Genomic DNA, 21,078 nt, shown 5'->3' with positions numbered 1-21,078 from the left:
AGGATCAGGCCGCATTCAGCCCGGTGCTAATACGCTGGAAAAACTCAATCAACTCCTCGACCTGCTCGAAGAACTCCAAGCCGTCAAAGTCTGACCGAACGCACATTTGGTCGCGCGGGCCACCATTGCCGGTTTTCTTTAAGAGACGCAGGTTGGAGTTGCCTAGGCGTCACACACTCCCATCACAAAACGTCTTCCGTCTCAAGCTGAAAGCACCCCGGGTTCTGAGCACAATGCACCTTCACGTTTGACGACGGACCACTTTCGGCCAAAACCTCCAACTCTGTAATACCTGGTGCCAATTCCTTTTGGCCACCGTCGAACGACGGCCTTCCACGCGGGCCAAGTCAGTCATTTCAATCGCACACAAGAGCCATGACACCCTTTGAAAGCAGGCTTTCCCTGCTCAACAAAATACTGGATGTTGGATACAATATCCTCTATAGCTGCGCGTATCGATTGATTCAGGGAGGATCACATGCTCAAGAAACTCGCCGCACTGGCGGCCCTCACCACCATCACCACGGTTCCTGCGATGGCGGACACGCTGGACGATGTCGTAGATCGCGGGACATTGCGCTGCGGTGTTGTGTTGGATTTTCCGCCAATTGGGTATCGCGACGCGAATAACGAACCGGCAGGCTTTGATGTCGAATACTGCAATGATCTGGCCGCCGCTCTTGAAGTTGAGGCCGAAATCCTGCCGCTGACCTGGGCGGAACGCCTGCCAGTGATCGTCACCGGACGCGCAGACGTTGTGTTCGGAGCAACCTCGGACAGCCTTGAACGGGCGCGGACGGTGGGCTTTACCATTCCTTACGCCATCTATTATGCGCAGGGTGTGGTGAATGCCGAAAGCGGCATTGAAACCTTCGAGGATATCCGTGGCAAGCGCGTGGCTGCCGCGATCGGCACCGTACCCGAACAGGAATGGCTGAAGATCGCCGCCGAATGGGGTGAAGAAGGCAATTATCAGGGCTATCAATCCGAGAACGAAGTGTTCCTGGCGGTGGCTCAGGGCAAGGCCGATATCGGCATTACCACAAACACTGCCGTGCTGCCGATTACCCAGCAATATGAAACCGTTGTTGCCGGTCCTCGCATGCCATGGACCACCGACTACACTTCGGTTGTCGGCAAGCGCGAAGATGTCACCTGGCTGAACTTCTTGAATCTGTTCGTGACCCACCAGGTGCGTTCGGGGCGCTATCAGGAGCATTGGGGAAATTATGTCGGTGGCGAAGCCCCCGAACTTCGCATTCCCGGCGTAATGTACTGATCCTTTACTGTACCAACCTTTCGCCCGGTTCTCTTCGGGCGAAAGGACCGGTAAATTGCGCGAGGAACACCCGTGTTCGACTATAACTTCCATTGGCGACCGGTGATGAAAAGCCTGCCAGACCTGCTAGAAGCATCGCTGCTGACGATACAGGTTGCCGTGCTGGCAATGGTCCTTGGCATCATCATCGGGCTTTGTCTGGCACTGACGCGGCTGCACCTGAAAGGACCGCTTTACTGGTTCGCCTCAGCCTGGGTCGAACTGGCGCGCAATACTCCGGCACTGTTCCAGCTGTTCTTTTTCGGCTTCGGGCTTGGTGCCTTTGGCTTGCATCTGTCGCCGTACTTCATCGTGCTGGCTGGACTGACATTCAATTGCGCCGGTTATCTGGCTGAAAACTTCCGTGGCGGTTTTCAGGCCGTCCCCGAGACACAGTTACGTGCGTCGCGATCGCTGGGCATGACTGCGTGGCAGGCTTACACACGCGTCGTGATCCCGCAGGTGTTTCGCATTGTCTATCATCCGATCACGAACCAGATGGTCTGGGCAGTTTTGATGTCGTCACTGGGTATGCTGGTCGGCTTCCGGGAACTGTCGGGCGAAACGCAGTTCTTTGCCTCGCGCACTTTCCGAATCTTTGAGTATTTCGCCGTCACCGCGGTCATCTACTACGTGATCGTCAAAATCATCCTTCTTGCCTCGCGCCTGCTGGCGTCCCGGCTTTTCCGCTACTGAAGGAGGCACAGATGCAACCCACTGTCAGCTTTTTCAGCGGCTTCAACATCAACGATCTGTGGTTTCTGGGCGAAGCCGCGTTGCGAACGCTCTGGATTTCAGTGCTTTCGATTTCCATTGGAACGGTTTTTGGCATGGTGTGCGGTTGGCTTCTGTACGAGGGCAAACTGGCAGCGACCCTGACGTTGGCTCCGGTTCTGGACATTTTCCGTTCGGTCCCTCTGATCATCCAACTGGTGCTGTTTTACAACTTTGCACCAATTGTCGGACTCAATCTGGACCCGTTCGCCTCGGGCGTGGTGATCCTGTCCATCTACACGGCAGCACTGGTTGCGAATGTCGCGCGCGGCGGGATTGAGGCCGTCGGCGATCCGATGCGCCGCGCGGCGCGCAGTCTGGGCATGACCTATTGGCAGGATCTGCGCTATGTCGTCTTCCCGATCGGTGGGCGCGCGGTGTTCCCGGCATGGGTCGGGGTCGCGTTGGGTGTGATGAAAGACAGCGCACTGGTCTCAGTTCTGGGCTATGTCGAGCTGCTCAAGGCCAGCCAGATCCTGATCACCCGCACGCAGGAACCGTTCCTGATTCTGACAATCGCTGGCGCGTTCTATTTCGCGCTCAGCTATCCGATTTCGCGGTATTCCGCGTCGCTAGAAAAAAGGTGGGCCCAATGATCGAAATTCGCGACCTGCACAAATATTTCGGATCGCTGCATGTGCTGAAAGGTATCGATCTGGATGTGCAGAAAGGAGAAGTTCTGTCGGTGATCGGTGCGTCGGGCTCCGGTAAATCGACCCTTCTCTATTGCATCAACGGGCTGGAACCGATCCAACAAGGATCGGTCTGGGTTGATGGCATTGATGTTCATGCAAAAGGCACCGATATCAACAAGCTGCGCACAAAGCTGGGGATGGTGTTCCAGCAATGGAACAGCTTTCCGCACCTGACAGCAATGGAAAACGTTGCGTTGGCCCCGAAGATTGTCAAAGGCAAGTCGAGGGACGAGGCGCGTGACATTGCCGCAAAGCAGTTGACCCATGTAGGGTTGGGCGAGAAGCTGAACGTCTTTCCCTCGGCCTTATCGGGCGGTCAGCAGCAGCGACTTGCCATTGCCCGCGCGCTGGCGATGGAGCCGGAATACATGCTGTTTGACGAAGCAACCTCGGCGCTGGATCCTGAACTGGTGGGCGAGGTTCTCGACACGATGCGGTTATTGGCCGAAGAAGGGATGACGATGATTTGTGTCACGCATGAGATGGGTTTCGCTCGTGATGTATCAGACCGGGTTGCTTTTTTTCATCAGGGCGTGATGGAAGAGATCGGTCCGCCTGCCCAGATTTTTAGCGAAGCCCAATCCGAACATACCCGCAAATTTCTGTCGAATGTGCGATAAAAGCCCCCGCCCCAATACAATTAGGAAGGTTACCTTCATGTCCCAGAATATCTTCACCGGCACCATGCCAGCCCTGATGACCCCCTGCAAACCGGACCGGACACCGGATTTCGACGCGCTGGTGAAAAAGGGCAAGGAAATGATCGAAGCAGGTATGTCTGCCGTGGTCTATTGCGGCTCGATGGGCGACTGGCCTCTCTTGTCGGATGCCGAACGGATGGAAGGTGTCGAACGTCTGATCGCGGCCGGACTGCCTGTTGTCGTCGGCACCGGTGCGATAAATTCGAAATCCGCCGTAGCGCTTGCCGCGCATGCGCAAAAAGTTGGTGCGGCAGGGCTTATGGTGATCCCGCGTGTATTGTCGCGTGGATCGTCCATCGCGGCGCAGCGCAACCATTTCAAAGCGATCCTGTCGGCTGCACCTGATATTCCGGCAATCATCTATAACAGCCCGGTTTACGGCTTTGCGACGCGCGCCGATCTGTTCCTGGAACTGCGCGCAGATCATCCCAACCTGGTTGGGTTCAAGGAATTCGGTGGCAAAAGCGATCTGCGCTATGCGGCGGAACACATAACCTCGAAAGATGATCAGGTCACACTGATGGTTGGTGTAGACACTGAGGTCTACCATGGCTTCGTCAATTGCGGTGCCACCGGCTCGATCACAGGGATTGGCACTGCCCTGCCAAAAGAGGCACTTCTGCTGGCGGCCCTTTGTCAAAAAGCGGCAGCCGGTCATGCCGAAGCCCGCCTTCGCGCGCGGGAACTGGAAGAGGCCTTTGGTGTGCTTGCCAGCTTTGACGAGGGCACCGATCTGGTACTGTATTACAAACACCTGCTGGTCCTGAACGGCGAAGAAGAGTACCGCTTGCACTTCAACGAAACCGACGAGTTGACGGATGCCCAGCGCAACTATTGCGAACAGCAATACGACCTGTTCCGCACTTGGTTTACTGATTGGTCCGGCCAGGGCGGGGTCATTGCTGAATGCATGTGATTGACAGTCACACCGGGGGAATGCCTACGCGGGTAATCCTCGACGGTGGCCCCGATCTGGGATCCGGCCCACTGGCCGAGCGTGCACGACGCTTGGCCACCGAGCATGAGGTGTTCTACAAATCCATCTTACTGGAACCGCGCGGACAACCCGGAATGGTGGGCGCGCTTCTGGTCGCGCCCGAAGATCCAAGGTGTGAGACCGGCGTGATCTATTTCGATGCGGATGCCGTTCTGGGCATGTGCGGGCATGGCACCATCGGCCTGGGTGTCACTCTGGCCCATATGGGTCGGATCCGGCCGGGCACGCACCGGGTGGAAACCCCGGTCGGGGTCATCTCGGTGGAGTTGCTGGACGCCAATACCGTGCGCGTCACAAATGTCGAGAGTCGGCGCGTGCGGGCATCTGTGCAGATTGAGTTTGACGGCCATGGGTCGATAACCGGCGATCTTGCCTATGGCGGGAATTGGTTCTTCATTGTTGATCCCAGCCCGATCCCGGTGATTCCGGGAAATATTCGTGCGTTGACAGATCTGACCATCGCCATACGTGAAGCCTGCATCGCACAGGGCGTGTGTGGTGAGAACGAGGAACTGGTCGATCACGTGATCCTACAGGATCAATCCCCCAACAAGGATGTTCACAGCCGCAACTTTGTACTGTGCCCGGACAATCAATATGACCGGTCGCCCTGCGGTACGGGCAGTTCGGCGCGCCTCGCCTGTCTGGCGGAAAACGGGGCGCTGGCCGCCGGGGAAGAGATTGTGCAGGAAAGCGTGATCGGCAGCCCCTATGTGCTGAGCTACCAACCCGGCCCAAACGGGGGTGTCATTCCCACCCTGACCGGGCAGGCGCATATCATGTCGGAAGGCAGGTTGGTTTTCGCGCCGAATGATCCGTTCCGTGATGGTATCGCGCTTTGAAATCAAGTCCGGGGACAGACACTGTCCGGTCCCCGACCCCGCACCACGATTTGAGAACCTGTAACCATGCAGCATGACACCAAAACGGACATAGTTGTGATCGGTGCTGGCATCATTGGCATCAGCGCTGCGCTGGAATTGCAAAAGCGTGGAAGGCAGGTGCTGGTGCTGGACCGTGAAGGCGTTGCAGCCGGAGCGTCAAAGGGCAATGCCGGGGCCTTTGCCTTTACAGATATCGTGCCGCTTGCAACCCCAGGGATCATGCGCAAAGCACCAAAATGGCTGCTCGATCCGCTGGGGCCTTTGTCGATTCCACCCGCTTATGCGCTGAGTATTGCACCGTGGATGCTCCGGTTCTGGCGGGCCAGTTGGCGGGATCGTTATGCTGCCTCACTGTCCGCACAGGCCGCGCTGATGAACCAAAGCCGCTCCGCGCTGGAGCGCCAGATCACATATGTAGACGGCGAGGCGCTGATGCAGCGCGAAGGCCAGTTGCAGTTGTTCGAGAATGAGAGCGAATTCCGTGCCAGCCTGCCCACCTGGGACCTGCGCAAGGACCATGGCATCCCGTTTGATCTTTTGGACAGTCCGGATGCAATTGCCGAGATTCAACCCGGACTGAACCGGCGTTTCACCCATGCGGGTTTTACCCCGACATGGATGAATACCGTCGATCCGGCCCGCTGGACGGACCATCTGGCGGAACAGTTCATCGCGCGCGGTGGGCAGGTTAAGATCGCAGGGATCACGGCACTGATACCAACCGATGACGGCGTGCGTCTCATCACCGTCAACGGTGACATTTCGGCAGGTCAGGTGATTGTTGCCGCCGGAGCCTGGTCACACCAACTGGCCAAGACCCTGGGGGATCATATCCCGCTTGAGACCGAGCGGGGTTATAACACGACCCTTCCCGAAGGCGCTTTTGACCTGCGCACTCATCTGACCTTTGGGGGGCATGGGTTTGTGGTAACCCGGATCAACGGCGGCGTGCGCATCGGCGGTGCAGTCGAACTGGGTGGATTGAAGCTGGCCCCGAATTACCGGCGCGCTGACACGTTGCTGGCCAAGGCCGGGCGCTTCATGCCAGACCTGAACCTGGAAGGCGGCACGCAATGGATGGGCTTTCGCCCTTCACTGCCTGACAGCCTGCCAGTGATTGACCGATCTTCGCGCGCACCACAGGTACTTTATGCCTTTGGCCATGGTCATCTGGGGCTGACCCAATCCGCAGGCACGGCCGAATTGGTGGCCGATCTGGTCACTGACGCCAAGCCGGTGCTCGATATGTCACCTTTCTCATCCACACGCTTCTAATCTGGAGAAAACCTTATGAAAATCACCGGGCTGAACGTATATCAGGTGGATCTGCCGCTGAAAGAAGGCCGCTATAGCTGGTCCAACGGCAATTTTGTCGAAGTGTTTGACAGCACCGTTCTGGAAATCATCACGGATGAAGGGTTGAAGGGCTATGCCGAATGCTGCCCGCTTGGCTCGGCCTATCTGCCGTCTTTTGCGCTCGGCGTCCGGGCCGGGCTGGCAGAGCTGGCCCCGCATTTGATCGGGCAGGATCCACTGAATATCGGTCAGATCAACCGTACGATGGATGCGGCCTTGCGGGGTCATCCCTATGCCAAGGCTCCGGTGGATATTGCCTGCTGGGATCTGCTGGGCAAGGCCACGGACCAGCCGCTTTACACATTGCTGGGGGGCGCTGCGCAGGATGATGTGGTGCTTTATCGCGCGATCAGTCAGGAAGCACCTGAGATCATGGCCAAAAAGATCGAAGGCTATGCTGCCGAAGGCTACACCAAGTTTCAGCTCAAGGTGGGTGGCGAGGCCAATGACGACATCGACCGTATCCACGCCACCCGCGCCGTTCTGAAAAAGTCGGACCTGCTTGTAGCAGACGCCAATACCGGCTGGACCCGGCACGAGGCCGCACGCGTGGTGGGCGCGATTTCGGGTCTGGATGTCTATGTGGAACAGCCTTGCCTGACCTATGAGGAATGCGTGTCGATCCGCCGCCGCACCGCGTTGCCCTTCGTGATGGACGAGGTGATCGACACTCCCAACACGCTGGTCCGCGGCATTGCCGAAGACGCGATGGATGTGATCAACCTGAAGATCTCGAAAGTCGGAGGGTTGACCAAAGCCCGTCTTATGCGTGACCTCTGCGTGGCGCACGGCATCCCCATGACGATCGAAGACACCTGGGGCGGTGACATCACCACGGCGGCCATCGCACATCTGGCCCGTTCAACGCCGTCCGAGTTCACATTCTCTGCCACGGATTTCAACTCTTACGGCACGGTGGACATTGCCGAGGGTGCGCCAAAGCGTGTCAACGGCCGGATGACCGCACCCGCCCATCCGGGTCTGGGTGTTACACCGATTTTTGACGCTCTGGGCGAGCCTGTCGCACAATATTGAGAGATCCGATGCGGAGCAGCAAAACCGTTCATATCATTTCAGCCCATGCAGAAGGCGAAGTAGGGGATGTTATCGTTGGGGGCGTCGCCCCGCCACCGGGCGACACCTTGTGGGAACAGCGCAGCTTTGTCGCGGGCGACCAGACGCTGCGCAACTTCGTTCTGAACGAACCCCGGGGCGGTGTTTTCCGTCATGTCAATCTTCTGGTGCCCCCAAAACACCCCAAGGCCGACGCGGCCTTTATCATTATGGAACCCGAAGACACACCGCCGATGTCAGGTTCGAACTCAATCTGTGTTTCAACCGTATTGCTGGATGGCGGGATCATTCCGATGCAGGAACCCGAAACTCATATGGTGCTTGAGGCCCCGGGCGGGCTGGTTCATGTCCGGGCAGAATGCAGCGGTGGCAAAGCGCAACGCATTTTCGTGCAGAACCTGCCCAGCTTTGCCGACAAACTGTCCGTCCCGCTTGAGGTGCCCGGATTGGATACGATCATGGTTGATACTGCCTATGGGGGTGACAGTTTTGTCGTGGTCGATGCACAGGCGTTGGGGTTCGAAATTGTCGAACATGAGGCCCGTGACATCGCTCGATTGGGGGTGAAGATCACCAATGCAGCCAATGAACAGCTTGGGTTTTCGCATCCTGAAAATCCGGATTGGGACCACATTTCATTCTGTGCTTTCTGCGGCCCGATCAGCCAGACCGAGACCGGATTGACTGGCAAATCTGCCGTCGCAATCCAACCGGGCAAAGTTGATAGATCGCCCACGGGTACAGCGGTTTCCGCACGCATGGCGCTGATGGCTGCAAAGGGGTTGATGTCGCCGGGTCAGACATTCGATGCGGTCTCGATCATCGGATCACGGTTCACTGGCAGGATCGTCGATGCCACCGAGGTGGCGGGCCGTGCCGCGATTGTCCCCGAAATCAGTGGGCGCGGCTGGATCACCGGCATTCATCAACACATGCTTGACCCAGATGACCCCTGGCCTGGCGGGTATCGCTTGTCGGACACCTGGGGTGTCTGACTAAACAATGCATTGACCGTGCCCGCTCTCAGGGAAAGGCGGTCACAGAAGGTTCCATTCGCACTTGGTCTTACCTCGCTGTCTCAGCAGGGTTGAATCAACATGGATATTGGATGCATTATCAAACGGAGTGTCCTTAATCAGCTTTCTGGGTGGCCGAGTCGCGGCTTAGCTTGGAATAACGCCGGTAACCGGTAGCTGTACCCAAACAAGTGGCAGGAAAGATATGGCAGGAAAGCGCGCGATAACCAAGCAAAGCCTACCAGATGTCATCGCGAACGATCTTCGTGAACGTATTCTGAACGGTGAACTTGCCGAAGGTGAAGCTATTCGTCAGGAAGCTCTGGCCGAAGAATACGACGTATCTCGGATGCCCATCCGCGAAGCCCTAAAGCGTCTGAACGCTGAAGGCCTGATTCAATGGGCCAATAATCGGGGCGGATCGGTTACCAAACACTCATTGAACGAGATTGGAGAAATATTCGACCTTCGAATGCTTATTGAAGTCGATCTGTTCCGCAGAGCCATTCCGCAGATGACATCTGCCGACTTTGCCCGATGCAACGAGATATTGACGCAGATGGAAGCGTCTTATGACGAGAATGACGTCAGCAAGTGGGGGATCCTGAATTACCAATATCACTCCGCCCTCTACGCGGCGTCGCAGAGGAAACTGACGAATGAATTGCTGGACCGCGTCAATCTGCAATCAGACCGCTATGTCCGAATGCATTTGAGCGTGATGAAGCAGCGGGAACCGGCGAAAAAGGAGCATCGAGAGCTGTTGAAACTTGCGCAAGCAGGGAACGTTGACGAAGCCTGTAACATGCTGATGCGGCACATCCGGCGAACAAAGGAGCAGCTGCTGGAGATGATCGTAGCAAAACGCGCCATGGAGGAGACCTAACAGGGCGCTTGATTGTCTCTCTTAATTGGATACATTATCCATAGCTTCAGAATCGTAAATATGGAACCTTCATGACCTGCTCCCCCCATGGTAAGCACCTCATCGCTGGAAATTGGCTTTCAGGTGACACGTTTTTTCAGTCACAGCCCGCTTTTGGACCGTCACACAGTTTTTCGGTGGGGCGCCTTCAGGATGTTGACGCGGCTGCGGAAGCTGCCGAAGAAGCGTTCTGGAGCTATGGTTTGTCGACCCGGGAAGACCGCGCGGCATTTCTGAATACCATAGCAGATGAGATCGAAGCCCGCGCCGAGGCGATTACTGCAATAGGCACGCAGGAAACCGGCCTGCCCGAGGCCCGTCTGCAAGGTGAGCGGGGTCGCACATCGGGTCAACTTCGCTTGTTTGCGACACATATTCTGAGTGGTGAGTATCTGGATCGGCGCCACGACGGCCCGTTGCCAGACCGCTCGCCGCTGCCGCGCCCGGATCTGAAAATGATTCAGCGCCCTATTGGCCCTGTCGCCGTATTCGGTGCTTCGAATTTCCCTTTGGCCTTTTCAACTGCAGGCGGCGACACCGCAGCCGCTTTGGCTGCTGGGTGCCCCGTTGTCGTAAAAGGGCACAGCGCTCACCCGGGTACCGGTGAGATCATAGCCGAGGCCATACATGCTGCCATCGAACGCTGCAAAATTCATCCCGGTGTTTTCAGTCTGATTCAGGGGGGTGACCGGACCGTGGGTTCCGCTTTGGTACAACACCCGCTGATCAGGGCTGTCGGATTCACTGGCTCATTGGCTGGTGGTCGGGCACTGTTCGATCTATGTGCCGCGCGTCCTGAGCCAATCCCGTTTTTCGGTGAACTTGGCTCGGTCAACCCGATGTTCATTCTCGATGCTGCGCTGACGAACCGGGGCGACAACATTGCTCAGAACTGGGCGGGGTCGCTGACCATGGGCGCAGGTCAGTTCTGTACCAACCCCGGGGTCGCCGTTATGCTGGCGGGTGCAGCAGCGGACCGCTTCGCTGAGACCGCGCGAACCGCCCTGTCAAAGACACCCGCGCAGACCATGCTAACCGACGGCATCGCCGACGCTTATCGAGCTGGTCAGGCAAGGATCGCCAATACAACAGGTGTGCAGGAGGTTCTGACCTCGATGCGTGGCCAACGCACCGCGTCCCCGCACCTGTATCGCACCAATGCTGTGAACTGGCTGGCAAACGAAACCCTTGGTGAAGAGGTTTTTGGCCCGCTAGGCGTTATTGTGACCGCCGAAACGCCTGACGAAATGCAGGCCGTCGCACACAGCCTGCAAGGTCAGCTGACCTGTACACTGCATATGGATGATGCGGACATGGACACCGCGCGTTCCCTGATGCCGATCCTCGAGCGCAAGGCCGGGCGTGTGCTGGCCAATGGCTTTCCCACGGGCGTCGAGGTCTGCGACAGCATGGTGCATGGCGGCCCCTACCCCGCTTCGACCAATTTCGGTGCTACCTCGGTTGGCACATTGTCAATCCGGCGGTTCCTGAGACCAGTGTGTTACCAAAACATGCCAGACGCTTTGTTACCCGAACAATTCCTCTGATCCTTCAACAACACGCTGCAAAAGCATCAAGGCTCATCGCGAGAAAAGCGATGAGCCAAGTGCCCTATGCGCGAGTTTGACGGATACTGCGCTTTGGCCTGTTCAGTTGCTTTGCTAAACACCTGCCAGTTAGCCCCACTTACGGCTCTCTTTTCCATTGGTGTTAGCATGTTGTTCATACCTACTGACCATGGCGGAGACCATCGCCCACATATCCGTAAGTGTTTAAGCTGGTAAACGCGGATTAAAAAACAACTTGCTACAAATACACACCATAATGCATAAATATTGCTGGCATTTTAGAGCATTTGAATAAGAATAACACGTTTCTGGGGGCAAAAATCGAGCTTGGCGCGCTTCGCGCTTACTTAGACCCGTCGGGGGAAGGGGCTCTGGTTTGACTTGGTTAAAGATTGTGTTGGTTGTATTTGTTGTCGCGCTCATGCCGGCGCAGGCCCTTGCCAACATCGGAACAGTTATCAGCGCCAAGCAAGGCGCTCAGATCATTCGCGCCGGAAACACTCAGCCTGTCATTTCAGGAATGGACGTTGAATCAGGCGATACGATATCTACAGATCACAGCGGTTTGGTACAGATCGTATTTGTGGATGAAACAAAAATTGCCGTTGGCCCCAATGCGCATATGGTGTTGGACGTGACTATGCTGCGCGGCAATCGAAAGGCCAAAAGCTTTGCCGTGCAGGCCTTGGGTGGCAGCTTTCGATTCATTTCCGGCAAAAGCCGAAAAGGTGCATATTCGATCAAGACACCGACTGCGACTATGGCAGTTCGTGGTACAACTTTCGACATGTGGGTCGTATCACAAACCCAGAGTGCAATGCTTGTCCTGCACGGAACGGTTCAAATGTGCAGTGCACAGGGGTCTTGCAGGTCCACAGGCCGCGTATGCAGCATGTATGCCACCAGTGGAGGCGGGACAGTCGGGCGGCCTGCTGATCAGGCGCAGTATGATCAGGCGCTGAAATCTGGTTTCCCATTTGTTCAGTCGCAGGAAGGCCTGCTGCCTCCATTGCAGGTGAGGGTTGAGGGGTGTTCTGGCGAAGGTGCACCCGTGCAGCAGGCCAAAGTCGACAGGGCCGACATTCGCAGAACTGCGCCGCAGCCGCGCGCAATCAGCGTCGCAGCACCGCCATCGCCCCCGTCACAACCAGAGCCGGAAGTAGAACCCGAACCGGAACCGGAAGAACCTGAACCGGAACCAGAAGAGCCTGAACCGGAAGAACCGGAACAACAGGAGCCGGGAAACGAACTGGTCCAATAGCGCTTTTGACCAATTGGGCTTTGCCTCACTTTTTCGGAGAACGACGTGAGCAACGAGAAGCGCAAAACCAGGACAGGGAAATGGGCGTTCCGCCTTGTCGGATTGTGTCTGATCCTGGTGGGCTGTTTCATCAGGGTCATGGATCCCTATCCGGTGCGAATGACCCGTCTGATCTATTTCGACGTTCTGCAAAGGTCATCTCCGCGAGAGTTCAATCCCGACCTTCCCATACGGGTTGTAGATATTGACGAAGCCTCTCTGGCCAATTGGGGGCAATGGCCCTGGCCCCGGACTCTGGTGGCGCAAATGGTTCAGAATCTGGGTGAATACGGTGCTGCGGCTATCGCATTTGATATGTTGTTCGCTGAGCCTGACCGGTTTTCCCCCTCACGGCTTCTGAACGATCCGTCTCTGGAAGGGGTTCTTACAGTTGAACGGCACGCTCAAAAGCTCGATAACGATGTCTTGCTTGGGATGGAAATCGCCTATTGGCCGGTCGTTCTTGGGACTGCCGCACGAATGTCGGCGGAAGGAAACCCCATCACTGCAAAAGCAGGTATCATTGAATTCGGTGAAAATCCCGCCGCGGGTCTAATTTCAGTTCCTCATTGGACGCCAATTGCGCCTCCGTTGGACCGGACCGCGGCAGGTATTGGTGGGGTCAACGTCTCGCCCATCGGGGGAACAGGTATCATGCGCCGCGTGCCGGTTCTTTGGCGCGGGCCGGATGGGTTGTTGCCGGGTCTGTCAATTGAAGCCCTGAGAGTTGCCTTGGGCGAGACCAATATTGTGGCCGAAGGTGCACAGGATGAAACAGGCATCATGTTGGCGGTTGAGGTCGGGGGATACCGGATACCAACAACAGAAAACGGCGAGATTTGGCTGAGATACAGGCGCGATGCGCCCGAGCTGTATATTTCGGCCAACGATATCCTCAAAGGCTCGGATGATGCGGACGTTCGGGCGGAAGTTGAGGGGCGGATCATACTGATCGGAACGTCGGCCGCCGGTTTATTCGATATGCACCAGACGGCGCTTGGCGAGAGCGTTCCCGGCGTTTCAATTCACGCCCAGGTGCTGGAACAGGTCCTGACCAACGAAATGCTAAGCCGCTCGGATGTGACCGCTGCGCAGGAAATGCTTGCCTTCGCCTTTCTCGGGCTTGTCGTGATTGCCGTCATGTCCAGTTTTGGTGCGGTTGCATCTTTCATTGCAGGCGGTGTCGCCGCTGCCGCCGTTCTGATATTGAGTTGGCTGGTCTTTCAAAACCAGTCGGTTTTGTTCGACGCCACATTTCCGCTTATCGGTGGCATGGCTAATTTCGGGCTGCTGGCAGGATATCTTTTCCTGTCTACCGAACGGGAAAAGCGCAAAATCCGAAAAGTCTTTTCTCATTACGTCGCCCCGGAGATCCTTGATGAGATGGAAGCCTCGGGACATCAGCTGCAATTGGGAGGTGAGACGCAGGATATCACAGTGATGTTTTCCGACATCCGGGGTTTTACACCTTTGTCTGAGTCCGCATCTGCCACCGAGCTGGTCTCGCTGCTGAATGCGCTTTTTTCCAGTATCGGCGACCAGATACTGGCTGAACGAGGAACCATCGACAAGTTTATCGGCGACGCTGTTATGGCGTTCTGGAACGCGCCTTTACCTGTCGCTGACCACCCGTGCCGGGCTGCATTAGCCGCGCTGAAGATGCGGCGCGCTTTGGCAGAGTTCAATGCATCCGACATCATGCGAAACCGCCCCCCTATCGCGCTGGCAACGGGGCTTGCGACCGGACAGGCCTGCGTCGGCAATATCGGCTCGCAGAAACGGTTCAACTATACGGTCATCGGTGACGTCGTGAATGTCTCAGCGCGAATCGAACAATGCTGTCGAACGGTCGACTACGACATCGTCGTTTCAAACGGCGTCCATGAAATCACGCATGGGAATCTGGCCATGTTAGAGGCCGGGCATGTTGATCTGAAAGGCAAAGCCAACCCGGAACCCGTCTTTGTTTTGGTGGGCGATCAGACCCTGTTGCAAACAACGGCATTCCAGGATCTCAGGACTGCACATGCAGAGCTGATTTTGGCGATCACAAATCGACACCCTAACAGCCTGGTCAAGACCTTGTGCCAACAGTGCGAAAATCTGGCTGAAGACATCGAGCCCGGCTTGCGTCAGTTCTACAGGGCGCTGCCCGGTCGTGCCGCTGATTTCCGGTCGAACCTACCATCCGGGCAATTCATGTTCACACGCCACAATCTTGGTTAACCAGTCACGTTTTCCGGCGCTTGCCCTCTTTGGGTCACGCTCACACCGGAACAAACTGATGCAGAACGGGTCGAAAACTGCCGTTACTGTAGTCTCTGCCCGTCATTTCCGAAGTAATATGCACGGTTGGGATCAAACCCGAATTGTACATCGTCACCCGGAGCAATTGCATGCTGGCCAAACAAACGGACTGTAATTGGCACGTTGCTGGTTTGCAGAATGACATTGGTGTCACCGCCCAATTGCTCAACATGCGAAACGGTGCCGGCGATCGGCCCACCGCTTTCCAGGCGGATGTCTTCCGGGCGCAGCCCCAGTTCGCGCGGATCGCCCGGGGTCAGGTTGTCCGCCGGCAGAAAATTCATGGACGGTGCACCAAGAAAGCCCGCAACAAAGCGGTTTGCCGGGTTGTTGTACAGCTCCATGGGGCTGCCGACCTGTTCCACCCGTCCGTCGCGCAGCACCACAATCTTGTCGGCCAGTGTCATCGCTTCTGTCTGATCGTGTGTGACGTAGATCATCGAGGCCGAAAGTTGCCTGTGCAGATTTGCGATCTCGATCCGGGTGTTCATGCGCAAAGCAGCATCAAGATTGGACAGCGGTTCGTCGAACAGAAACAGCTTGGGTTGGCGAACGATGGCACGACCGATTGCAACACGCTGGCGCTGCCCCCCCGACAGTTCGGATGGATAGCGGTCAAGATAGGGCTCCAACCCCAGCATCCGGCTCGCCTCGGCGACGCGCTCGTCGATCACGGCCTTCGCCTGGCGTTCCTGTTTCAGGGCAAGGGTCAGGTTGCCGCGTACATTCAGGTGCGGATAAAGCGCGTAGCTCTGGAACACCATGGCGATGCCACGTTTCGAGGGCGGGGTCAGATTGACCTGTTCACCAGCAATTCTGATCTCGCCCGATGTGGCATCTTCAAGCCCTGCAATAACGCGCAGAAGAGTGGACTTTCCGCATCCGGAGGGGCCGACAAAAACCACAAACTCGCCGTCCTCAACCTCAAGATTGATGTCCTTCAGGACCTCTACATTGCCAAAGGATTTGTGAATGTTTTTCAGTGAAAGGGCAGTCATTGGCGGGTCTCCTCAAGAGAAACGGGTTGGCCAGTGCGGATGCTTTGATCAGCGGCCAGGCAGATGGCAAGGGATTGTACGGCGTCGGACATATGGCGGGTCAGGTCGATATTCTCGGCGATGGCGCGCAGCATATAGGCTTGTTCAGCATCGCACAGTTCCTGATGGCCGGGTTCATCAGGCATGTCGATAGTCCGGTCGCCCTGCGACGTGTGAACCAGAAGACCACCAACCTTGGTGTGACCATCGATGTCTGCGGACGCGCCCTTGTTTCCGTCGGTGATCGAAACAGACCCGTTGGGCGAGACAATGTCCTTCACAAAAAACGCTGTTTCGGACATCATCGGACCCCAGCCAGCCTCGTACCACCCGACCGATCCGTCGTCGAACACGACCTGAAACTGGCCGTAATTGTACATGTCAGGTGCGATTTCTTCTGACAGGCGCAGACCCATGCCATGGACGCGAACGGGTTTTGTGTCGGTGATCTGGCACATCACATCGACATAATGCACACCACAATCCACGATGGGGGAAGTGGTCTGCATCAGGGCCTTGTGCGTCTCCCACTCAGGACCTGAGGATTGTTGATTCAGGTTCAGACGGAACACATAGGGGCCACCCAGAGTGCGAGCCTCGGCGATCAGACGCATCCAGGATGGGTGGTGGCGCAGGATGTAGCCCACGACCAGCTTACGGTTCAGACGCGCCGCTGTTTCGACCACACGCCGCGCATCGGCAACGTTGGTGGCGAGCGGTTTTTCGACAAACACATGCGCACCCGCCTCCATCGCGGCGCAGGCGTAATCCGCGTGACTGTCCGAATAGGTCGCAACCACAACCAGATCCGGTTTGGTTTCGGTCAGAGCGGCCTCAAAACTTGAATACACCGAATAGCGCGTCAGATCAGGGTGATCCACGCGGCCGGATCGGTTCACCAGCCCGACAATCTGTGCGTCCGGGTGGTGGTGATGTGCCAGCGCATGGCTCAGCCCCATATTTCCAAGGCCTGCGATCAGGACGCGGGTCATTTCACCGCTCCTGACGTGATGCCGCGGATAAGCTGTCGCGAGAAGATCACATAGAGGATCAGCACCGGCAGGATCGCCATTGAAAGGGCTGACAAGACCGCATTCCAGTCTGTCACAAACTGACCGATGAAGACCTGGCTGCCCAGCGTCAGTGTCTTGGTCTCTTCCGCAGGGGCGAGGATCAGCGGGAACCATAGATCGTTCCAGATCGGGATCATGTTGAACACGGCAACCGTTGCCATTGCCGGACGCACCAGCGGCAACACAAGCCGAAAGAAGATTGTGTATTCGCTTAGCCCGTCAATGCGGCCCGCATTCTTGAGGTCGTCACTCACCTGTTTCATGAACTCGCTGAGGATGAACACCGCCAAGGGCAGGCCCTGCGCCGTATAGACAAGGATCAGCGCCCACAGGGTGTTCACCAGCCCGGTCGCCACCATCATTTCCAGGATGGCCACAGTGCCGATGCGGATCGGGATCATGATTCCAAGCGCCAGGTACAGACCCATAAGCATGTTGCCCTTGAACCGGTACTCACTCAGCGCATAAGCCGCCATTGCGCCAAACAGCAGGACCAAAGTCAGGGATGCAACGGTCACAATCAGAGAGTTTTGGAAATAAAGGAAGAAATCCCCCTGTTTCATCACTGTCTGATACCCGATCATCGAAAAACTGTCGGCATCGGGCAGCGCCAGCGGTTCGCGAAAGATCGCCTTGCGGGTCTTGAAGCTGTTGATCAGGATCACGAAAACCGGAAACAGTGCGATCAGCGTATAGAAGATCAGTGCACCATGCATCGCGAAGGTGTTTAGCGGGTTGGAGCGGGCCTTGTTCATGTCATCTGCTCCTTACAGCTGGTACCGGCGCATCCGGGTCTGGATGCCGAAAAGGTAGACACAGACACCCAGAAGGATAATTGCAAACATCGCACCAGCAATGGCCGAACCCATATGCGGATCACCTAATTGCAGCTGGAAGCCAAAGAATGTGCGATACATGAAGGTGCCAAGAATATCGGTCGAGAAATCAGGCCCCGCCAGAGCACCCTGTGCAGCATAGATAAGATCGAAGGCGTTGAAATTGCCGACAAATGTCAGGATTGAGATGATCCCGATCGAGGGCAGGATCAGCGGCAGCTTGATCTTCCAGAAGGCGCTTGTACCGGTGATGCCATCCACTTCCCCGGCTTCCAGGATTTCTTCGGGGATCGACAGCAAGGCCGCGTAGATCAGCATCATAGGGATACCAACAAACTGCCAGACCGAAATCAGCGCCAGAGTGGTCAGAGCGTATTCCTCCTTCCCCAACCACGGGGCAAAAAGGGATTTCAGCCCAACCGCGTCCAGCATCGAAGGCGCGATGCCCCAGATGGGCGACAAGATCAATTTCCATGCAAACCCGACAATCACAAAGCTGAGGATTGTCGGAATGAAGATCGCCGACCGATAGAGCACCGCAAATCGCAGGCGCGGATGGCTGAGCAGCGCGGCCAGCGCGACGCCGATGGGGTTCTGCACCAGCATGTGAACCAGAAAGAACCAGAAATTGTTGCCCAGCGCATTCCAGAACTGTTCCGACCAGATCGGATCGAAAAACAGCGTTTGAAAGTTCTGCAGTCCAACAAATACGCGGCTCTGGTCGACTTCAGAGTAAAGGGCCAGACGGAGCGTATTGAACAGGGGAAAGATCATCACCGCTGTGTAGACAAGCACGGCTGGTGCCAGAAACACGACGATATGCCAGCGGATGCGGGGGCGGGTCATGGGGAGCGCTTTCAATGGAATGCTGGGCGTACCCGGGCAACTCATGCTGCCCGGGTATGGTTCAGCTTACTGATGTGGTGCGTACCACGAGGCGAGGCCTGTCTGCAGTTCTGCACCCAGCTCTTCGGGCGACTTGGCACCTTTGATCGCGGCAACGGATGCACCCCAGGTCTCATTCTCGAGGTTTGGTGTGCCGCGCGACAGGATTTGGTAGGTCGAGCGGATGGTCGATTCACATTCTTCACGCCAGCCGACGATCTCCTTGGCCAGCGGGTCCTGCAACTCGACCGGAGTGCTCGACAACGGGAAGAATCCGGGCAAAGCGTTGCCGAAGATCTCAGCAAACTCAGGGCTTGCGACCCAAGTCAAAAACGTTTCGGCGGCTTCAGGATTCTTCGTGGCCGCGTTCATGCCGATGCCGATATCCGTATGGTCCGAGATATAGCAGGTGTCGCCTGCGTTCTGAACCGGAGGCTTGAAAGCTCCCATCTCGAAATCGGCTTGTGCGTTGAAGCCGGAAATCTCCCATGATCCCGCAGGATAGATGGCTGCGCGGCCCAAAGTGAAGATGTTCTGGCTGTCGGGATAGGTCTGTGCTTCGTAGCCATCACCCAGATAGGCACCCCAGCGGGCCAGCGTTGCGTACGGGGCTGTCCAGGCTTCATCGGTCAGCTTCTGTTCGCCTGCGATCAACGCCTGACGACCTTCTTCACCCTTCCAGTAGTTCGGCCCGATGTTGTTGTAGCCCATCGTGGCAGCTTCCCATTGGTCGTTGGTACCCATTGCCATTGGGATGTAAGTGCCGTCTTCCTTGATCTTGTCCAATGCGGCAAAGAACTCGTCTTCCGTGGTCGGCACTTCGAGGCCCAACTCGGCAAAAGCGTCCTTGTTGTAGATGAAGCCGTGAATAACCGATGCCATCGGCACGCAGAAGCTGGCCGAACCGTCATCCGTCTGCCAGGCAGACTTTGCAACGTCCGAGAAGTTGTTCATCGCCTCGACCGAGGACAGATCGGTCAGGTGACCAGCCTCATAAAGCGCCAACGAAGCATCGAAGGGGCGGCAGGTAATCAGGTCACCGGCAGACCCCGCATCAAGTTTCGAGTTCAAAACCGCGTTGTATTCTGCCGGAGCAGACGGCGTGAACTGGACTTTGATGCCAGGATGCTTTGCTTCAAAGGCCGGGATGATCTGGTCCTGCCACAGGGTCAGGTCATCGTTACGCCAGCTTTCGATGGTCAGCGTGACGTCTTCGGCATAGGCGGCAGAGGCTAACAGCGTCCCACCAAGCAAGGCCAGTTTCAGGCTATTACGTTTCATTGTACTCTCCCATTTGGTTTGCAGTTATTTATCAGGTGTCAGTGCCGCGCTCAGAACTCCGCCCGTTTCTTTCAGGCGCGCATCGGCTGCCGCCAGTGAAACGCCGCGAGCAGCGATAAGGATGGCGGATTTGGCGTCTCCTTGCGCTTGTGCCAGGGCGTTTTGGGCGGTGCTTGCATCAACTCCGGCGATCCGGGCGACGATGCCGGTCGCACGCGCCCGCAGCTTTGCATTGTCTGCTCGCAAGTTGACCATCATCCCGTCATGAACATGACCCAACTTGATTGCCATAAGGCTGGAAAGCATGTTCAGCGCGATTTTCTGGGCTGTACCGGCGCCCATTCGGGTTGAGCCTGAAATCAGTTCAGGCGGGGTGGCAAGCAGAATCGCGTGATCGCATTGCGCCAAAAGTGGGCTGCCCGGGTTGTTGGCTATCCCGATCGTGCAGGCACCCGCAGCACGCGCAAGTCGCGCCGCCTCAAGTGTATAAGGAGTGCTGCCGCTGGCAGAGACAGCAATGACCGTGTCGTTGCACGTAAGTCCGGCCAGCGCTTCAACCAGCCCGTCGGTGTCATCCTCGGTTCCACCGGGCATATGCGCGGATTGCGGCAGCCCTCCGGCCATCAGGATATGGATACAGTTTTCGTCGATACCGAAAGTGCCGCCCAGTTCCATTGCATCAGCCGCAGCCATCAGCCCCGAAGACCCCGCCGCCACGTAATACAATGAACCGCCTGATGCCAGACTGCGGGCCATGGCTTCGGCACCTTCGCATATCGCACGCAGGGCGCCCTGCGGGGCACCGGCCGCTTCCTGCTGACCCCTGCACAAGGCCAGCGCCGCTTCTTCCAGCGGTCGGTTGCCCAAATCATATGCGTCCGGGTGGAGTTGTTCGGTGATGTGTGGCAGCACGTGTTTCTCCTCGTTGCCAGAAAGCATACCTATACAATACCATTTGTCCACTAATTTTTTTTCAGCTGCTATTGGCCTTATAAACAATGTATTTTTGATCTTTTTGCCCTTATTGGATTTACTTTGGCATTTACATTAC

19 protein-coding genes are annotated in these 21,078 nt (G+C 56.7%); 13 read left to right on the top strand and 6 right to left on the bottom strand.

The annotated features are described in order from the left end of the window. Positions 1 to 478: 478 nt before the first annotated feature. The 13 genes from ACR0AM_RS18615 to ACR0AM_RS18555 all read left to right on the top strand — a co-directional run bounded on the left by ACR0AM_RS18615 (position 479) and on the right by ACR0AM_RS18555 (position 14,834). The gene (locus ACR0AM_RS18615; RefSeq protein WP_480623687.1) at positions 479 to 1,279 is read left to right on the top strand and encodes a transporter substrate-binding domain-containing protein; all 801 of its coding nucleotides are present in this window, start codon (positions 479 to 481) and stop codon (positions 1,277 to 1,279) included. 72 nt (positions 1,280 to 1,351) lie between these two features. Continuing rightward, the gene (locus tag ACR0AM_RS18610; RefSeq protein ID WP_209507537.1) at positions 1,352 to 2,014 is read left to right on the top strand and encodes an amino acid ABC transporter permease; all 663 of its coding nucleotides are present in this window, start codon (positions 1,352 to 1,354) and stop codon (positions 2,012 to 2,014) included. 11 nt (positions 2,015 to 2,025) lie between these two features. Further along, positions 2,026 to 2,688: an amino acid ABC transporter permease gene (locus tag ACR0AM_RS18605; RefSeq protein ID WP_480623686.1), complete on the top strand. Its 663-nt coding sequence runs from the start codon at positions 2,026 to 2,028 to the stop codon at positions 2,686 to 2,688. Beyond that, positions 2,685 to 3,407, top strand: coding sequence for an amino acid ABC transporter ATP-binding protein (locus tag ACR0AM_RS18600; protein ID WP_480623685.1), 723 nt, complete (start codon positions 2,685 to 2,687; stop codon positions 3,405 to 3,407). Before ACR0AM_RS18605 ends, ACR0AM_RS18600 begins: the two co-directional genes overlap by 4 nt. 37 nt (positions 3,408 to 3,444) lie before the next feature. Continuing rightward, complete coding sequence (locus ACR0AM_RS18595; RefSeq protein ID WP_480623684.1) at positions 3,445 to 4,404, top strand: dihydrodipicolinate synthase family protein; 960 nt, start codon at positions 3,445 to 3,447, stop codon at positions 4,402 to 4,404. Beyond that, complete coding sequence (locus ACR0AM_RS18590) at positions 4,395 to 5,327, top strand: 4-hydroxyproline epimerase (protein WP_480623683.1); 933 nt, start codon at positions 4,395 to 4,397, stop codon at positions 5,325 to 5,327. Before ACR0AM_RS18595 ends, ACR0AM_RS18590 begins: the two co-directional genes overlap by 10 nt. Before the next feature lie 66 nt (positions 5,328 to 5,393). After that, a complete protein-coding gene (locus ACR0AM_RS18585) occupies positions 5,394 to 6,644 on the top strand; it encodes an NAD(P)/FAD-dependent oxidoreductase (protein WP_480623682.1) in 1,251 nt (416 codons plus the stop codon). 15 nt (positions 6,645 to 6,659) lie between these two features. Continuing rightward, on the top strand, positions 6,660 to 7,760 hold the full coding sequence (locus ACR0AM_RS18580) for a cis-3-hydroxy-L-proline dehydratase (RefSeq protein ID WP_480623681.1): 1,101 nt from the start codon (positions 6,660 to 6,662) through the stop codon (positions 7,758 to 7,760). Between the two features lie 8 nt (positions 7,761 to 7,768). Beyond that, positions 7,769 to 8,794: a trans-3-hydroxy-L-proline dehydratase gene (locus ACR0AM_RS18575; RefSeq protein WP_480623680.1), complete on the top strand. Its 1,026-nt coding sequence runs from the start codon at positions 7,769 to 7,771 to the stop codon at positions 8,792 to 8,794. A 226-nt stretch (positions 8,795 to 9,020) separates the two neighbouring features. Further along, the gene (locus ACR0AM_RS18570; RefSeq protein WP_480483392.1) at positions 9,021 to 9,701 is read left to right on the top strand and encodes a GntR family transcriptional regulator; all 681 of its coding nucleotides are present in this window, start codon (positions 9,021 to 9,023) and stop codon (positions 9,699 to 9,701) included. A 71-nt stretch (positions 9,702 to 9,772) separates the two neighbouring features. Then, positions 9,773 to 11,287, top strand: coding sequence for an aldehyde dehydrogenase (NADP(+)) (locus ACR0AM_RS18565; protein ID WP_480623679.1), 1,515 nt, complete (start codon positions 9,773 to 9,775; stop codon positions 11,285 to 11,287). Between the two features lie 397 nt (positions 11,288 to 11,684). Next, positions 11,685 to 12,569 carry a FecR family protein gene (locus ACR0AM_RS18560; RefSeq protein ID WP_480623678.1) on the top strand — a complete coding sequence of 295 codons (885 nt, stop codon included), beginning with the start codon at positions 11,685 to 11,687 and terminating at the stop codon, positions 12,567 to 12,569. Between the two features lie 45 nt (positions 12,570 to 12,614). Then, a complete protein-coding gene (locus tag ACR0AM_RS18555; protein ID WP_480623677.1) occupies positions 12,615 to 14,834 on the top strand; it encodes a CHASE2 domain-containing protein in 2,220 nt (739 codons plus the stop codon). Positions 14,835 to 14,917: 83 nt separating this feature from the next. Here ACR0AM_RS18555 and ACR0AM_RS18550 read toward each other — a convergent pair whose 3' ends face one another. From ACR0AM_RS18550 to ACR0AM_RS18525, 6 genes are all read right to left on the bottom strand, one after another. Further along, the gene (locus tag ACR0AM_RS18550; protein WP_480623676.1) at positions 14,918 to 15,913 is read right to left on the bottom strand and encodes an ABC transporter ATP-binding protein; all 996 of its coding nucleotides are present in this window, start codon (positions 15,911 to 15,913) and stop codon (positions 14,918 to 14,920) included. After that, positions 15,910 to 16,944 (bottom strand): Gfo/Idh/MocA family protein, encoded by a 1,035-nt coding sequence (locus tag ACR0AM_RS18545; RefSeq protein WP_480623675.1) that lies wholly within the window; start codon positions 16,942 to 16,944, stop codon positions 15,910 to 15,912. The genes ACR0AM_RS18550 and ACR0AM_RS18545 overlap by 4 nt, the downstream gene beginning before the upstream one ends. Beyond that, a complete protein-coding gene (locus ACR0AM_RS18540; protein ID WP_267366204.1) occupies positions 16,941 to 17,780 on the bottom strand; it encodes a carbohydrate ABC transporter permease in 840 nt (279 codons plus the stop codon). Before ACR0AM_RS18540 ends, ACR0AM_RS18545 begins: the two co-directional genes overlap by 4 nt. A gap of 12 nt (positions 17,781 to 17,792) precedes the next feature. Then, positions 17,793 to 18,707 (bottom strand): carbohydrate ABC transporter permease, encoded by a 915-nt coding sequence (locus tag ACR0AM_RS18535; protein WP_480520595.1) that lies wholly within the window; start codon positions 18,705 to 18,707, stop codon positions 17,793 to 17,795. Between the two features lie 66 nt (positions 18,708 to 18,773). Further along, a complete protein-coding gene (locus tag ACR0AM_RS18530) occupies positions 18,774 to 20,027 on the bottom strand; it encodes an ABC transporter substrate-binding protein (protein WP_480520597.1) in 1,254 nt (417 codons plus the stop codon). 24 nt (positions 20,028 to 20,051) lie between these two features. Continuing rightward, complete coding sequence (locus ACR0AM_RS18525; RefSeq protein ID WP_480623674.1) at positions 20,052 to 20,939, bottom strand: N-acetylmuramic acid 6-phosphate etherase; 888 nt, start codon at positions 20,937 to 20,939, stop codon at positions 20,052 to 20,054. Between the last annotated feature and the right edge of the window lie 139 nt (positions 20,940 to 21,078).

It is taken from the genome of Ruegeria sp. AD9, assembly GCF_056542305.1.
The sequence above is the reverse complement of the archived record's forward strand: the minus strand, read 5'-3'. Positions and strand labels throughout refer to the sequence as shown.